This is a genomic window from Caballeronia glathei (genome assembly GCF_000698595.1).
Lineage (GTDB): Bacteria > Pseudomonadota > Gammaproteobacteria > Burkholderiales > Burkholderiaceae > Caballeronia > Caballeronia glathei.
This window is the reverse complement of record NZ_JFHC01000032.1, coordinates 44,290-59,848: the sequence shown is the minus strand read 5'-3', so window position 1 is coordinate 59,848 and position 15,559 is coordinate 44,290. Positions and strand designations below refer to the sequence as shown.

16 protein-coding genes and 1 tRNA gene are annotated in these 15,559 nt (G+C 64.8%); 12 read left to right on the top strand and 5 right to left on the bottom strand.

Features of this window, described 5'->3' with window-relative positions; translation table 11 throughout:
* Nucleotides 1-28: 28 nt before the first annotated feature.
* From BG61_RS20250 to BG61_RS20240, 3 genes are all read right to left on the bottom strand, one after another.
* Nucleotides 29-1,552 (bottom strand): fumarate hydratase, encoded by a 1,524-nt coding sequence (locus BG61_RS20250; RefSeq protein WP_035924405.1) that lies wholly within the window; start codon nucleotides 1,550-1,552, stop codon nucleotides 29-31.
* Nucleotides 1,553-1,623: 71 nt separating this feature from the next.
* Entirely contained in the window at nucleotides 1,624-2,211 is a 588-nt protein-coding gene (locus tag BG61_RS20245; protein WP_035924407.1) for a TIGR00645 family protein, read from the bottom strand.
* A 113-nt stretch (nucleotides 2,212-2,324) separates the two neighbouring features.
* Nucleotides 2,325-3,224, bottom strand: coding sequence for a DMT family transporter (locus BG61_RS20240; RefSeq protein ID WP_035924410.1), 900 nt, complete (start codon nucleotides 3,222-3,224; stop codon nucleotides 2,325-2,327).
* A 367-nt stretch (nucleotides 3,225-3,591) separates the two neighbouring features.
* Here BG61_RS20240 and acs point away from each other — a divergent pair, with 367 nt between their 5' ends.
* From acs to BG61_RS20220, 4 genes are all read left to right on the top strand, one after another.
* Nucleotides 3,592-5,577 carry an acetate--CoA ligase gene (acs, locus tag BG61_RS20235; RefSeq protein ID WP_035924413.1) on the top strand — a complete coding sequence of 662 codons (1,986 nt, stop codon included), beginning with the start codon at nucleotides 3,592-3,594 and terminating at the stop codon, nucleotides 5,575-5,577.
* 121 nt (nucleotides 5,578-5,698) lie between these two features.
* Entirely contained in the window at nucleotides 5,699-6,049 is a 351-nt protein-coding gene (locus BG61_RS20230) for a DUF4212 domain-containing protein (protein WP_035924415.1), read from the top strand.
* A complete protein-coding gene (locus BG61_RS20225) occupies nucleotides 6,046-8,109 on the top strand; it encodes a sodium:solute symporter family protein (protein ID WP_035924418.1) in 2,064 nt (687 codons plus the stop codon). Before BG61_RS20230 ends, BG61_RS20225 begins: the two co-directional genes overlap by 4 nt.
* A gap of 48 nt (nucleotides 8,110-8,157) precedes the next feature.
* Nucleotides 8,158-8,247: transfer RNA gene (locus BG61_RS20220), tRNA-Ser, on the top strand.
* Nucleotides 8,248-8,351: 104 nt separating this feature from the next.
* On the opposite strand, the gene BG61_RS20215 is transcribed toward BG61_RS20220, so the two are convergent.
* On the bottom strand, nucleotides 8,352-8,576 hold the full coding sequence (locus BG61_RS20215; protein WP_035924421.1) for a hypothetical protein: 225 nt from the start codon (nucleotides 8,574-8,576) through the stop codon (nucleotides 8,352-8,354).
* 106 nt (nucleotides 8,577-8,682) lie between these two features.
* Between BG61_RS20215 and BG61_RS20210 the strand changes: the two genes are divergently transcribed.
* Nucleotides 8,683-8,928: a hypothetical protein gene (locus BG61_RS20210; RefSeq protein WP_035924424.1), complete on the top strand. Its 246-nt coding sequence runs from the start codon at nucleotides 8,683-8,685 to the stop codon at nucleotides 8,926-8,928.
* Between the two features lie 125 nt (nucleotides 8,929-9,053).
* Here the strand turns inward: BG61_RS20210 and BG61_RS20205 are convergent, their stop codons facing one another.
* A complete protein-coding gene (locus tag BG61_RS20205; protein ID WP_035924427.1) occupies nucleotides 9,054-9,551 on the bottom strand; it encodes a PRC-barrel domain-containing protein in 498 nt (165 codons plus the stop codon).
* A 436-nt stretch (nucleotides 9,552-9,987) separates the two neighbouring features.
* Between BG61_RS20205 and napE the strand changes: the two genes are divergently transcribed.
* The 7 genes from napE (at nucleotide 9,988) to ccmB (ending at nucleotide 15,533) form a co-directional block, all read left to right on the top strand.
* The gene (gene napE, locus BG61_RS20200) at nucleotides 9,988-10,158 is read left to right on the top strand and encodes a periplasmic nitrate reductase, NapE protein (protein ID WP_035924536.1); all 171 of its coding nucleotides are present in this window, start codon (nucleotides 9,988-9,990) and stop codon (nucleotides 10,156-10,158) included.
* Nucleotides 10,159-10,230: 72 nt separating this feature from the next.
* Nucleotides 10,231-10,566: a chaperone NapD gene (locus tag BG61_RS20195; RefSeq protein WP_051672672.1), complete on the top strand. Its 336-nt coding sequence runs from the start codon at nucleotides 10,231-10,233 to the stop codon at nucleotides 10,564-10,566.
* On the top strand, nucleotides 10,538-13,039 hold the full coding sequence (gene napA / locus BG61_RS20190; protein ID WP_035924538.1) for a periplasmic nitrate reductase subunit alpha: 2,502 nt from the start codon (nucleotides 10,538-10,540) through the stop codon (nucleotides 13,037-13,039). The genes BG61_RS20195 and napA overlap by 29 nt, the downstream gene beginning before the upstream one ends.
* Before the next feature lie 9 nt (nucleotides 13,040-13,048).
* The gene (locus BG61_RS20185) at nucleotides 13,049-13,543 is read left to right on the top strand and encodes a nitrate reductase cytochrome c-type subunit (protein WP_035924432.1); all 495 of its coding nucleotides are present in this window, start codon (nucleotides 13,049-13,051) and stop codon (nucleotides 13,541-13,543) included.
* Nucleotides 13,544-13,552: 9 nt separating this feature from the next.
* Nucleotides 13,553-14,167, top strand: a complete 615-nt coding sequence (locus BG61_RS20180; RefSeq protein ID WP_035924435.1) for a NapC/NirT family cytochrome c — start codon at nucleotides 13,553-13,555, stop codon at nucleotides 14,165-14,167.
* 11 nt (nucleotides 14,168-14,178) lie between these two features.
* Complete coding sequence (ccmA, locus tag BG61_RS20175; protein WP_051672671.1) at nucleotides 14,179-14,877, top strand: cytochrome c biogenesis heme-transporting ATPase CcmA; 699 nt, start codon at nucleotides 14,179-14,181, stop codon at nucleotides 14,875-14,877.
* A complete protein-coding gene (gene ccmB / locus BG61_RS20170; RefSeq protein WP_035924437.1) occupies nucleotides 14,865-15,533 on the top strand; it encodes a heme exporter protein CcmB in 669 nt (222 codons plus the stop codon). Before ccmA ends, ccmB begins: the two co-directional genes overlap by 13 nt.
* The last annotated feature ends 26 nt before the right edge of the window (nucleotides 15,534-15,559 follow it).

Here is a 15,559-nt window from a genome sequence, read left to right as displayed (position 1 = left end):
CCGGCTCGTGAATCGCATAAGCGGAAAATCAGGCGGTCGCGACGGGAATCTTGCCGATTTTCGCCTGCCATTCGGCCGGCCCGGTCTTGTGCACCGACGTGCCGCTCGAATCGACGGCAACCGTTACCGGCATGTCCTGCACGTCGAACTCGTAAATCGCTTCCATGCCGAGGTCTCCGAACGCGACGACCCTGGCTTCCCGGATCGCCTTCGACACCAGATACGCCGCGCCGCCCACCGCCATCAGGTACGCCGCGTTGTGCTTCCTGATCGCCTCGATCGCGACCGGGCCGCGCTCGGCCTTGCCGATCATCGAGATCAGGCCGGTCTGCGACAGCATCAGCTCGGTGAACTTGTCCATGCGGGTCGCGGTGGTGGGGCCCGCCGGGCCGACCACTTCATCACGCACCGGATCGACCGGGCCGACGTAATAGATCACACGATTCGTGAAATCGACGGGCAGCTTTTCGCCCGCGGCCAGCATGTCCGCGATGCGCTTGTGCGCGGCATCGCGTCCGGTGAGCATCTTGCCGGAGAGAAGCAGCGTCTGGCCGGGCTTCCACGCGGCGACCTGCTCCGGCGTGAGCGTGTTCAGGTCCACGCGCTGGCTCGTCTCCGTATTGGGCTCCCAGTTCACCTTCGGCCATGCGTCGAGCGACGGCGCCTCGAGCTTCGCGACGCCCGAGCCGTCGAGCGTGAAGTGCGCGTGGCGCGTGGCCGCGCAGTTCGGGATGATCGCGACCGGCTTGCTCGCCGCGTGCGTCGCCGCCGCCATGATCTTCACGTCGAGCACGGTGGCCAGGCCGCCGAGACCCTGCGCGCCGATGCCGAGCGCGTTGACCTTCTCGTGCAGTTCCACGCGCAGTTTCTCGATCCAGTCCTTCGGGCCGCGCGCGATGATGTCCTGGATGTCGATCGGGTCCATGAGCGACTCCTTCGCCATGACCATCGCCTTCTCGGCCGTGCCGCCGATGCCGATGCCGAGCATGCCCGGCGGGCACCAGCCGGCGCCCATCGTCGGCACGGTCTTCAGCACCCAGTCGACGATCGAGTCCGACGGGTTGAGCATCGCGAACTTCGACTTGTTCTCCGAGCCGCCGCCCTTCGCTGCGACCTGCACATCCACCTTGTCGCCCGGCACGATCTCGTAGTGGATCACGGCCGGCGTGTTGTCCTTCGTGTTCTTGCGCGCGCCTTCGGGCGGGCTCACGATCGACGCGCGCAGCACGTTCTCCGGGTTCAGGTAGCCGCGGCGCACGCCTTCGTTGATCATCTCGGTGACGCCCATCGTCGCACCGTCCCACCGCACGTCCATGCCGACCTTCACGAACACCGTGACGATGCCGGTGTCCTGGCAGATCGGGCGGCGGCCCTCCGCGCACATGCGGCTGTTGGTCAGGATCTGCGCGATCGCGTCCTTCGCGGCCGGGCTCTCCTCGAGCTCGTACGCGCGGCCGAGCGCCTGGATGTAATCGAGCGGATGGTAGTAGCTGATGTACTGAAGCGAATCGGCGATGCTCTGGATCAGGTCTTCCTGTTTGATGACGGTCATGGCTTGGGCTCTTGGGGACGGGACTTTTGTACCGGCGTTCTGGCGACGCGCGGGCAATGCTTGGGCAACGCTCAGTCGAGTGCCTTCTTCGGCGCGATCGGCTCGTTGTGGAAATGCTGCGGATGCGTATGCGTGGTGAGGCGGTCTACCCATGCCATGATCAGCGCGGAGAGGAGGAACGCGACGTGGATGATCACCTGCCACATCACCGCCTGCTGCGAATGCAGGTCCGGGTTGATGAAGGTTTTCAGCAGATGGATCGACGAGATGCTGATGAGCGCCATCGAGAGCTTCACCTTCAGCACGCCCGCGTTCACGTGATCGAGCCATTCGGGCTCGTCGGGGTGGCCCTCCACGCCGAGCCGCGACACGAACGTCTCGTAGCCGCCGACGATCACCATGATGAGCAGGTTCGAGATCATCACCACGTCGATCAGGCCGAGCACGACGAGCATGATGTTGGTTTCGTCGAGCGTGAAGGCGTGCGAGACGAGATGCCAGACTTCCTTCAGGAACAGCACCACATAGACGGCCTGCGCGACGATCAGGCCCAGATAGAGCGGGACCTGGAGCCAGCGGCTCATGAAGACGACCCTCGGAAGCGGGCTCATCGGACGGGGAGACAGGGGCGATCCGGGGGCGTGCTTGGGAGCGGACATGGGTGTCGTGGTTTGAGCGAAAAGCGGGCTCGGAATTGGAGAAGCCCGCTATTGTAGCGTGTCGTAGCGCGCCGGTTGCCGGACCCGCAGGGCATCGCGGCGGCGCGGCCGGCCTACGAGGCCATCGGCGGGACCGGCCTCGCCCTGACGCTCGCGAGCGCGATGCCCGCCACGACGCAAGCCAGCGCGATGCCGTGCGCGGCGGTCGGCCGCTCGCCGAGGAAAATCATGCCGTAGAGCGCGGCGGCGATCGGCAGCACGGCCGAAAAAACGCCCGCCAAACTGCCGTCGACGTGCCGGATGCCTTTCATCCAGAGCCAGAACGAAAAGATGCTCGCCGAGAGCCCGTACCAGAGCACGAGGCTCCAGGTGCCGATGCCGACACTCGCGTAGTCGAAGGCGACGAGCGCCGGCAGCCCGAGCGGCAGCATCAGCAATAGACCGAAGAAATGCGTGTAGGCGCAGATGTCGATGGCGGGCAGCGTCTGCGTGAGCCGGCGCGACAGGATCACGTAGAACGATTCGCAGCACACCGCGCCGAGCACCATCAGGTTGCCGGTGAACGAGCTTGCCGAAGCGGCGCTTTCGCCGTGCGCGTTCTGCGCGACGTTGATCACGGTGACGCCGATGATCGCGAGCGCGATCGACGCGAGCGCGCGGCCGTTGGGCCGCTCCTTCAGGAATAACCACGAGAAGAGCGCAACGACGGCCGGAATCGTGCTCGTGATCACGCCCGCCGCGACGGCGCTCGTGCGCTGCACGCCGTTGAGCATCAGGAGCGTGAACATGAACGTGCCGAAGAGCGCCTGCAAGAACAGGTTGACCCATTCGCCGCGCGTAACGCGCTTCATCTTCGACGGACGCAGCAGCGGCCACAGCACGCCGACGGCGATCACGAAGCGCAGGAGCGCAAAGGCGGCAACGGGAACGAACGCGACGATCGACTTGCCGACACCGACATTGCTTCCGACGAGCAGCATGGCTGCAATAAGGTAAAGGGCGTATCGATTCAAACTGGAATCCGCACGGCTAGTTTCAGTTACGATTGTAGGGACGCATTGTAGGAGCCGCGCCGACTCCGTGTATACCCCGTGGCGATTGGGCGGGACACGTAAGAAGCGGGTAAGGCGCGCGGCTTATCTTGCAAACCAAGGGCAGGCGCAACGCGAGGGGCGACACACATGGGGTATACCGCATGGTGTTCGAGTCGTGCTGCATCGCGTCATTGGCTTGCCTTGCCATCTGGCTCCAGTCAGCCAACAGACAGGATTCGGGAACACGGAACGCGGCAGTCTCCGGTTCGTCTGAATCGAGAGGGACACACGGCTCGCCGAAGCGGCGTGCCGACGGCTTTTAGATTCACCATCAAAGGGGTTGTCGATGTCTGCGATTGAATCCGTTCTCCAGGAACGCCGTGTTTTCCCGCCGTCGGAGAAAACGTCGGCCAGTGCCACGATCTCCGGCATGGACGCTTACAAGGCCTTGAGCGCCGAAGCCGAGCGCGACTACGAAGGCTTCTGGGGGCGTCTCGCACGCGAAACGCTCGCGTGGAAGAAGCCGTTCACGAAGGTGCTCGACGAATCGAACGCGCCGTTCTACAAGTGGTTCGAGGACGGCGAGCTCAACGCGTCGTACAACTGCATCGACCGCCACGTCGAAGCCGGCCACGGCGCGAAGAACGCGATCGTCTTCGAAGCCGACGACGGCGCCGTCACCAACGTCACGTATCAGGACCTGCTCACGCGCGTCTGCCGCTTCGCCAACGCGCTCAGGAAGCGCGGCGTGAAGAAGGGCGATCGGGTGGTGATCTATCTGCCGATGTCGGTGGAAGGGGTGGTCGCCATGCAGGCCTGCGCGCGCATCGGCGCGACGCATTCGGTGGTGTTCGGCGGGTTCTCGTCGAAGTCGCTCAACGAGCGGCTCGTGGACGTGGGCGCGGTCGCGCTCATCACCGCCGACGAGCAGATGCGCGGCGGCAAGGCATTGCCGCTCAAGAGCATCGCCGACGAAGCGCTCGCGGCGGGCGGCTGCGAGGCGGTCAAGGACGTGATCGTGTATCGCAGGACGGGCGGCAAGGTCGCGTGGACCGAAGGCCGCGACGCATGGATGCACGAGATCGTCGAGAACGAGTCCGACACGTGCGAGCCCGAATGGGTGAGCGCGGAGCATCCGCTTTTCATCCTCTACACGTCGGGTTCGACCGGCAAGCCGAAGGGCGTGCAGCACAGCACGGGCGGCCTGTTGCTGTGGGCCGCGCAGACCATGAAGTGGACCTTCGACGCGAAGCCCGCGGAAGACGTCTTCTGGTGTACCGCCGACATCGGCTGGATCACGGGCCACAGCTACATCACCTACGGGCCGACGGCGATCGGCGCGACGCAGGTCATGTTCGAGGGCGTCCCCACGTATCCGAATGCGGGCCGCTTCTGGGACATGATCGCAAAGCACAAGGTCACGATCTTCTACACGGCGCCCACCGCGATCCGCTCGCTCATCAAGGCGTCGGAAGCGGATGCCAAGGTGCATCCGAAGAGCTATGACCTTTCGTCGCTGCGCATCCTCGGCACGGTCGGCGAGCCGATCAATCCGGAAGCGTGGGTCTGGTATTACGAGAACGTCGGCGGCGCGCGCTGCCCGGTGATCGACACGTGGTGGCAAACCGAAACCGGCGGCCACATGATCACGCCGCTGCCGGGCGCGACGCCGCTCGTGCCGGGCTCGTGCACGCTGCCGCTGCCGGGCATCATGGCGACGGTCGTCGACGAAACCGGGCAGGAGGTGCCGAACGGGCAGGGCGGCATCCTGGTGGTGAAGCGTCCGTGGCCGTCGATGCTGCGCAACGTCTGGGGCGACCCCGACCGCTACAAGAAGAGCTACTTCCCCGAGGAACTGGGCGGGCGGCTCTATCTCGCCGGCGACGGCGCGGTGCGCGACAAGGAAACCGGCTACTTCACGATCATGGGCCGGATCGACGACGTGCTGAACGTGTCGGGTCACCGGCTCGGCACGATGGAGATCGAGTCGGCGCTGGTGGCGAATCCGCTCGTCGCGGAAGCGGCGGTGGTCGGTCGGCCGGACGACACCACGGGCGAGGCCGTGGTCGCGTTCGTCGTGCTCAAGCGCTCGCGTCCGGAGGGCGACGAAAGCACGAAGATCGCGAACGAGCTGCGCGCGTGGGTGGCGAAGGAGATCGGGCCGATCGCAAAGCCGAAGGACATCCGCTTCGGCGAGAACCTGCCGAAGACGCGCTCGGGCAAGATCATGCGGCGCCTGTTGCGCTCGCTCGCGAAGGGCGAGGAGATCACGCAGGACGTTTCCACGCTCGAGAATCCCGCCATTCTCGATCAGCTCGGCGAGGCGCGCTGAGCAAGCCGGCCAACGGCCAACCCTCGACGGCTGCCCTCGGGCAGCCGTTTTTTGTTGCGGTATTCGCGCGCGAGCGGACGATCCCGATTGCCGGCGTAACGAGGTTTTGGTAAACAGGCGCATGGCCGCGTCCCGACCCCTCGCTTCCCGCTCTCCCGCCACGCCCGAACCGCCTCTCGTATCGGCGACGATGGCGCGCGCGCATCGCGCGTACTGGCGCTTCAACGTCGCGCTGATCGTGGTGCTGATGGCGATCGGCTTTACCGTGTCGTTCGGCGTTCCGCTGATGGCCGCACGCTTCGCCGGCGTACGGTTCGCGGGCTTTCCGCTGCCGTTCTACGTCGGTGCGCAGGGCGCGATTCTCGTCTATGTGGCGCTGATCCTGATCTACATCGTGCTGATGCAGTTCGCCGACGCGCGCCTTCTCAGAGCCCGCCAGGCCGCCGAAGCGAGCGGGCAGGGCGGCCGATGAAGCTTACCAATCGCCTGATCGTCGCTTACGCGCTCTACACGCTCGGCTTCCTGCTTTTCATCTACGTGATGGAGCGCATCGAGCGCGTGACCGGCCCGGGCATGTGGATCGGCTACGTGTTCCTGTTCGTGCCGATTGCCGTCTATGCGGTGATCGGACTCCTGTCGCGCACGTCGGACCTCGTCGAGTATTACGTTGCCGGGCGGCGCGTGCCCTCGGCGTTCAACGGCATGGCGACGGCCGCCGACTGGCTCTCGGCGGCGTCGTTCATCGGCCTCGCCGGCTCGATCTACGCGAGCGGCTACGACGGCCTTGCCTACGTGATGGGCTGGACGAGCGGCTACTGCCTCGTCGCGTTCCTGCTCGCGCCGTACGTGCGCAAGCTTGCCCGCTACACGATCCCCGACTTTCTCGGCACGCGCTTTTCGAGCAACCTCGTGCGCGGACTCGCCGCCCTCGCGGCGATCCTTTGCTCGTTCGTGTATCTCGTCGCGCAGATCCAGGGCATCGGGCTCATCGCGTCGCGCTTCATCGGCATCGATTTCGCGATCGGCATTTTCTGCGGGCTGGCGGGCATTCTCGTGTGCTCGTTCCTTGGCGGCATGCGCGCCGTCACGTGGACCCAGGTCGCGCAGTACATCATCCTGATCAGCGCGATGCTGATTCCGGTTTCGATGATTGCACATCGCGAAGGCCTCGGCTGGCTGCCGCAACTGAACTATGGCCGCGTGATGGAACGCGTCGAGGCGCTCGAGCGGCAAGTGGCCGCATCGCCCGACGAAGCGCGCGTGCGCGAGGACTACCGGCGCCAGGCCGCGCAGATCCAGCAGCAGATCGACACCCTGCCCGAATCGTTTCGCGCGGATCATGCGCGGATCGTTCAGGAGATCGCCGATCTGCGGCGGCATAACGGGCCGTTGCGCGAGATCAGCGAGCGCGAGCGCGAACTTGCGTCCTTTCCGAGAGATCCCGCCGACGCGAAAGTGAAGTGGAGCCGCAACCGCGACGCGCTGCTCGAGCGGGTCGCGGCGCCGGTGCCGATGGCCGAGGCCTTTCCTGCCATAACGACAGCCACGATCGCGGCGACGACATCGCCCGCATCGGCCGAGGAAGAAGAGAGCCGCCGCGTGCATCAGCGCAATTTCCTGTCGCTGCTGCTGTGCCTGTCGCTCGGCACGGCGAGCCTGCCGCACATCCTCACGCGCTACAACACGACGACGTCGGTGGCATCCGCGCGCCGCTCGGTCGGCTGGACGCTCTTCTTCGTCGCGCTCTTCTACGTGACGGTGCCGGTGCTCGCGGTGCTGATCAAGTACGAAATGCTGACGGGGCTTGTCGGCCATCGGTTCGCCGACCTGCCGCAATGGGTCATGCAATGGCGCAAGGTCGAGCCGTATCTGATCCGCATCAGCGACGTGAACGGCGACGGCATCGTGCGCTGGTCGGGCATCCAGATGCAGCCCGACATGGTCGTGCTGGCTGCGCCGGAGATCGCCGGATTGCCGTATGTGATCTCGGGGCTGATCGCGGCGGGCGCGCTCGCAGCCGCGCTTTCGACCGCCGACGGGCTCCTTCTCACCATCGCCAACGCGCTTTCTCACGATGTCTACTACTGCATGGTCGACAAGCGCGCAACGAGCCAGCGGCGCGTGACGATATCGAAAATCCTGCTGCTCGGCGTGGCGCTGTTCGCTTCGTACGTCGCCTCACTCAACACGGGGAACATCCTGTTTCTCGTGGGCGCGGCGTTTTCCCTGGCGGCGTCGAGCCTCTTTCCGGTGCTCGTGCTGGGTGTCTTCTGGAAGCGCACGACCAAGCTCGGCGCGGTGGCGGGGATGGTGGCGGGGCTCGTCGTGTGCATCTACTACATCGTCTCGACGTATCCGTTCTTCACGCAACTCACCGGCTTTGCGGGGCCGAGGTGGTTCGGCATCGAATCGATCAGTTCGGGCGTGTTCGGCGTGCCGGCCGGGTTCGTCGTGACGATCGCGGTGAGTCTCTTCGACAGGAAGCCGGACGCCTATACTCGCGCGCTCGTCGACTATATCCGGCACCCGTAGGGAGGGGGTAGCGGGGGAGCCGGAGTTTGCTATAATCACGGTCTTGCCGGAGAGATGGATGAGCGGTTTAAGTCGCACGCCTGGAAAGCGTGTATAGGGTAAAACCTATCCGGGGTTCGAATCCCCGTCTCTCCGCCAGAACGCTTTCAAAGGCCCTGTGAATCGTCGACTCACAGGGCCTTTTGTCTTGTTGTCATGTCGTTCACCTTTGCGCGCCCGTCCATCTGCGGGCGACTCCTGCCTCATTCCCACTTGTCCGCATAGTCGACGCCATGCTGCACGATATACCTGCTCAACCCCTTCCCCGAGAGTGCGAGCCGTTTCATGTCCTCCACCTGCTTGCGGCCCGGAATCCGGTAGTCGTACAGGTAAGTCGCGCCGCCTTTAAAGCGAACCTTGACGCCCTCGCGCAGGATCTCGTACGACTCGATGCCGGAATTGCCGGCCAGATTCTTGTACGCGTGCATGTGCGGCTCCCGGCAACCGGCAGTGCGCGAATTCTTTCCGTGCGCTGACCCAAATATTTCTCACGATCACCCTAAAGTCCCGCCGGATCGCGCCGAAAAAGCGTCCATGGAACACGACCAAGAGCCCCTCTTCGAGTCCGACGACCCGCACTTCCTTCACGCGCGGGCGTTGAGCCTGAGCGTCGGCGCGATCCGCAAGGCGCAGGGAAAGGTGAGTCCCAACGACTTTCCGGTCGGTTCCATCGAATGGCACGCCGCGGTCGAAGATTTTGCGAACGACGTGCTGATCGCGCTCCTCGGCGAGCCGGATAACGCCGATATCCCGCCTGGTCATTTCATCGCCAAGCGGTAGCGCGAGCCGTTCACCGGCGTTCGGTCCAGCGCCCCGCTCAAGCCCTGTTCGCCAATCAGCGGCACGACCATTCGACGAATTACACACCCTCCGCGATGGACCTCGCGCGCTGCTCCGCCCGCGCGTCAGAGCTTCACGCTGCCCGCCTCGGGCGCGCTCACGCCGCCCGGAGGAATCGCGCCCGTTCGGGTCACGTCGTCGGACCAGTACGGCTCGCGTCCGTAATGCTGATGCACGGAGGTGGCCCACTGCCGGTCGACCATCGACGGCCACGATTGCTTGTCAAAGCCCGGCGAGTTGCGCACCTGATCGGACGTGGCGTCGAGCCTGAAGCATTTGCGGTCGGTATCGAGCGTGAGGGCGCTCCACGGGATGGCGAGCAGCTTGTCGCCGATGCCGAGGAATCCGCCGCTCGACAGCACCGCATAGGCGACGCGGCCGCGCCGGACATCGAGCATGATTTCCTTGATCGTGCCGACGTCGTCGCCGTCGCTGCTAAGGACGGTGTTGCCGTCGATCGTGCTGGCTGCCATGACATCCGGGCCGGGACCCTCGGCGGTGGCGGCGCCCTTGCCGATGATGTTGGCCTGGCCGGAGCCGGAAGTGGAAGTGGGGGTGCTCATGATCTGCTCCTTCGTGAGAGGACGGGCGTAGCGCCGTCCGCTTCGTTTTCAGCAACGCGCGTACCCAATGCGACTCTTTTCGTCATGTCGAGCGCACTGATGCGCGAACGACGGCGGATTTGCCGGAACGTATTTATTGAGCGAGATGGTTCGGGAAAATACGGATATCGGGATGCAAACAAGCGGCATGTGATTTTTTAATGAAACGATTCCCGGCTTTAATTCGATTATTCGGACCGTTAATCGGTTAACACTCGCTCGTCAATTTTAAGAACCACTGTTTTTATTTGGAGCAGGAACGAAAAGCAGAAGTACCGCATAACAATTTTTGATCAAAAAGTTTCTTGACGAAGCCGTAAGGAACGACAACAATTCGTTCATAACGTTGCTACAAAAAACAGGGTCCCTCGCGATACTCACGACGCTGAGCCATTCGATGCCAGATCCAGATACAAGCGCCGACAACAGACTTCGCAAAAGCGAGGAACTCCGCAGTTTCCTGTTTCTGACGGCGGTCATGGTTCCCGTGCTGACCGTCCTGTTCATTGCCGCGTATGGCTTCGTGGTCTGGTTCTACCAGATTCTCATTGGCGGCCCGCCTCATTGATAAACTCTTCCGCAGCCGGTAACGGAATTTATATGCGGATACTTACTACACAACCGCGGCCGGAGATCGAATATGACCGGGTATCGGCGGGTAATGCTGGAAAATATCGGCTCCGTGCCTGAGGTACATATTGCCGGCGTCGTCGTTCACGCCGATAACCAGCGGATTCAATTCATCCGTCAGGCCATTTCGATACTCCCCGGCGCGGAAATTCACGCAATCAGTTCAGCGGGAAAACTGGTGGTGACGCTCGAAGCGCCGCACTCGGCCGATATCGTCGGGCAATTGAATGCGATTCATGCCTTGCCCGGTGTCTATTCGGCGGCGCTTATCTATCAGCATCATGAAGACGTCGCATCCCTTGACGAGGAGATTGGCGATGAAACTCACCCGGCGGGCATTCATTAAGCAAACCGCCGCGGCCACGGCTGCCTCCGCCGCGGGTATTTCGCTGCCCGCGCTGGGGGTCGGCGCGGACAGGGCGGCTAACGTGGCGGCGGGCGAACTGACGTGGTCGAAGGCGCCTTGCCGTTTCTGCGGCACGGGCTGCGGCGTCAGCGTCGGCGTGAAGGGCGGCAAGGTCGTCGCGACCCAGGGTGATCCGCAAGCCGAAGTCAATCGCGGGCTGAACTGCGTGAAGGGCTATTTCCTCTCGAAGGTGATGTACGGCGACGACCGGCTCACGACGCCGCTCCTGCGCATGAAGGACGGCAAGTACGACAAGGAAGGCGAGTTCGCGCCGGTCTCGTGGAACCAGGCCTTCGACGTGATGGAGAGCGAGTTCAAGCGCGTGCTGAAGACGAAAGGGCCGACGGCGGTTGGCATGTTCGGCTCTGGCCAGTGGACGGTGTTCGAGGGCTATGCTGCCGTCAAGCTGATGAAGGCGGGCTTTCGCAGCAACAACATCGATCCGAACGCGCGCCACTGCATGGCCTCGGCGGTGACGGGCTTCATGCGCACCTTCGGCATGGACGAGCCGATGGGCTGCTACGACGACATCGAGCAGGCCGACGCCTTCGTGCTGTGGGGCTCGAACATGTCGGAGATGCACCCGATCCTCTGGACGCGCGTGACCGATCGCAGGCTGAGCACGCCGACGACGAAGGTCGCCGTGTTGTCGGTGTTCGAGCATCGCAGCTTCGAGCTGGCCGATCTGCCGATCGTGTTCACGCCGCAATCCGATCTCGCGATCATGAACTACATCGCGAACTACATCATCAAGACCAACCGCGTGAACCGCGATTTCGTCACGAAGCACACCGTGTTCAAGGAAGGCTTCACGGATATCGGCTACGGCCTTCGGCCGGACAATCCGCTGCAGAAGGCCGCGAAGCACGCGAACGACGCCACCGGCTTCACGCCGATGGATTACGACGGCTTCGTGAAGTTCGTCGCGAAGTACGACGCGGACTACGTGACGAAGCTTTCGGGGGTGCCGAAGTCGAAGCTCGACCAGCTTGCGGAGCTCTACGCCGATCCGAAGATCAAGGTGGTCTCGTTCTGGACGATGGGTTTCAACCAGCACACCCGCGGGACGTGGGCCAACAACATGGTCTACAACCTGCACTTGCTGACGGGCAAGATTTCGACGCCCGGCAACAGCCCGTTCTCGCTCACGGGCCAGCCGTCCGCGTGCGGCACGGCGCGCGAGGTGGGCACCTTCTCGCACCGGCTGCCGGCCGACATGGTCGTCACCAATCCGGAGCATCGCAAGCACGCGGAGGAGATCTGGAAGATTCCGCCCGGCACGATTCCCGACAAGCCGGGCTTTCACGCCGTCGTGCAGAACCGCATGCTGAAGGACGGCAAGCTCAACGCGTACTGGGTGATGGTCAACAACAACATGCAGGCGGCGGCGAACCTGATGCAGGAGACGCTGCCGGGGTATCGCAATCCGGACAATTTCATCGTCGTGTCGGAGGTGTATCCGACCGCCACGGCGGTGGCCGCCGACCTGATCCTGCCGTCGGCGATGTGGGTCGAGAAGGAGGGCGCCTACGGCAACGCCGAGCGGCGCACGCAGTTCTGGCATCAGCTCGTGCAGGCGCCGGACGGCGCGCGCTCGGACCTGTGGCAGCTCGTCGAATTCTCGAAGCGCTTCAAGGTCGAGGAGGTGTGGCCGCCGGAGCTGATTGCGAAAAAGCCCGAGCTGAAGGGCAAGACGCTCTATGAGGTGCTGTACCGCAACGGCAACGTGGACAAGTTCTCCGCGAAGGACATCGACCGGACCTATCGCAACGACGAAGCGCAGGCGTTCGGCTTCTATATCCAGAAGGGCCTGTTCGAGGAGTACGCGACGTTCGGCCGCGGCCACGGCCACGACCTCGCCCCGTTCGACGACTACCACAAGGCGCGCGGCCTGCGCTGGCCGGTCGTGAACGGCAAGGAGACGCGCTGGCGCTACAAGGAAGGCACCGACCCCTACGTGAAGGCCGGCACGGGCTGGCAGTTCTACGGCAACCCGGACGGCCGCGCGGTGATCTGGGCGCTGCCCTACGAGCCGCCGCCCGAGGTGCCGGACAAGGAGTATCCGTTCTGGCTGTCGACGGGGCGGGTGCTCGAACACTGGCATTCCGGATCGATGACGCGGCGGGTGCCCGAGCTGTATCGCGCGTTTCCGAATGCCGTGTGCTTCATGCATCCCGACGACGCAAAGGCGCTCGGCCTGCGGCGCGGCGTCGAGGTGAAGGTGATGTCGCGGCGCGGCTACATCCTCACGCGCATCGAGACGCGCGGGCGCGACAAGCCGCCGCGCGGGCTCGTCTTCGTGCCGTGGTTCGACGCGAGCCAGCTGATCAACAAGGTGACGCTCGACGCCACCGACCCGATCTCGTTCCAGACCGACTACAAGAAGTGCGCGGTCAGGATCGTCAAGGTCTAGGGAGCTGCCATGCGCCACTGGATCGTACTTGCCGCCCTCTGCTGCCTGCTGAGCCCGCCCGGTGCGCCGGCGCAGCCCACGATTCCCGCCGAGCCGTTCCACGACGGCCTGCGCGGCACCACGCCGCTCGACGAGGAGGCGAAGCCACCGCTCATCTTCCCCACCGAAAACAAGGACGTGATCCGTGGCCGCGCTTACGCACAGCAGCCGCCGACGATCCCTCACAAGATCGACGGCTATCAGGTCGACAAGAACGCCAACCGCTGTCTCTCGTGCCATGCGCGCAGCCGCGCGGCGGAAAGCGGAGCCGTGCCCATCGGCGTTTCGCATTACAGCGACCGGAGCGGCGCGACACTCGGCAGCCTCGCGCCGCGCCGCTATTTCTGCACGCAGTGCCACGTCCCGCAGGCGGACACGAAACCGCTTGTCGGCAACACCTTCACGGATATCGAGGATATCCGCGTGGCGCCCGGCCCGAAGCCGGCCGCGGCCCGCCGCAACTAGGGGCGCGCGATGCTCGAGCTCGTGAAGCGCTACTGGCGCACGATCAACCGGCCAAGCGCGTACTTCAGCCTGGGGTTTCTCACGCTCGGCGGCTTCATCGCGGGCGTGGTGTTCTGGGGGGCGTTCAACACGGCGCTCGAATTCTCCGGCACCGAGGTCTTCTGCACGGGCTGCCACGAAATGCGCGACAACACGTTCGCCGAGTTGAAGACCACGATCCACTTCAGCAATCGCAGCGGCGTGCGCGCGAAGTGCTCGGACTGCCACGTGCCGCACAACTGGACCGACAAGATGGCGAGAAAAATGCAGGCGTCGAAGGAAGTGTGGGGGAAGATCTTCGGCACGATCAGCACGCGCGAGAAGTTTCTGGACAAGCGGCTCGAGCTCGCCGAGCACGAATGGACGCGCATGAAGGCGAACGACTCGCTCGAATGCCGCAACTGCCACTCGTTCGAGTCGATGGACTTCACGCGCCAGAGCCCGCGGGCGCAGAACGCGCATCAGCGCTTTCTCGGCACCGGGGAGAAGACCTGCATCGACTGCCACAAGGGCATCGCGCACCAGTTGCCCGACATGTCGCAGGCGATGCGCGACGAACAGGCGCGCGAGGCGCAGGCGCAGTGAGGCGATCGGCCATGGGTGTGAACGGCGGGCCCGGAAGCGAAGCGGCAGGCGCGCCGCCAGCGACGCTGTCGGTGGCGGCGCTCGCGTTCTGCCGCAGCGGCGAGACGGTCTTCAGCGACGTGACGTTCGTCGCCGGCGCGGGCGAAGTGCTGCAGATCCAGGGCGCGAACGGCAGTGGCAAGACGACGCTTTTGCGCGTGCTCGCCGGGCTGCTGCGCCCGAGCGCGGGCACGATCCGCTGGCACGGCGCCGACACGATGCAGCATCCTGAAGAATGGCGCCGCTCGCTCGCGTACCTCGGGCACGCGAACGCGGTGAGCCGGGAGCTGACGGTGGTCGAGAACGTGCGGTTCGCCGCGCGTCTCGGCGCGGCGATTGCGGGCGGCGCGACCGATCCGTGCTCGGAGCATCAGGTGCTCGGGCGGCTCGGCCTCGCCGCCTGCGAGAACCGGGCGGCGGGCGCGCTGTCGCAAGGCCAGCAAAGACGCGTCGCGCTCGCGCGGCTCCTGCTCGATCACAAGCCGGTGTGGCTGCTCGACGAACCGACCGCCGGCCTCGATGCCGAATCGGCGCGGGTGATCGGCGCGTGCATCGAGGAGCATGTCGGGCGCGGCGGCATCGTCGTGCTGACGACGCACCGGCGGATCGACACCGTCGCCGCCGTGACGAGGCACTTCCACTTCGAGCGGACCGGCACATGTTCTCTCTGATGGCCTGCGTCATGCGCCGCGAACTCGCGCTCACCTGGCGGCGGCGCACCGACGCGCTCGGCTGCCTGCTCTTTTTCGTCATCGCGACGAGTCTCTTTCCGATCGCCGTCGGCGCCGATCCGGCGCTCCTGCACGTCATCGCGCCCGGCGTGCTGTGGGTCACGGCGCTCCTCGCGACGATGCTCTCGCTGCCGCGCCTGTTCTCGCACGATTTCGACGACGGCTCGCTCGACCAGATGCTGCTCTCGCCGCAGTCGCTTTTCGCGGTGGTGTCCGCGAAGATCGCGGCGCACTGGATGACGAGCGGCTTCGCGCTCGTCCTGCTCACGCCCGTCATCGCGCTGCAGTACGACCTCGATGCACGCGCGGTGCTGATGCTCACGGCGTCGCTCCTGCTCGGCACGCCCGCGCTCAGCCTGATCGGGTCGATCGGCGCGGCGCTCACGATCGGCGTGCGCGGCGGCGGATTGCTGCTGGCCGTGCTGGTCGTTCCGCTGCAGTTGCCGGTGCTCGTCTTCGGCGTGGGCGCGGCGGATGCGGCGCGCGCGGCGGCGTGGACCGAGGCCAGCTTCTCGCTGCTCGGCGCAATGCTGATCGCCGCGCTCGCGCTGTGTCCGGGCGCGACCGCCGCCGCGCTGCGGATCTCGGCGCAGTAAGGGGATGAGCGGCGCCTCGCAGGCAA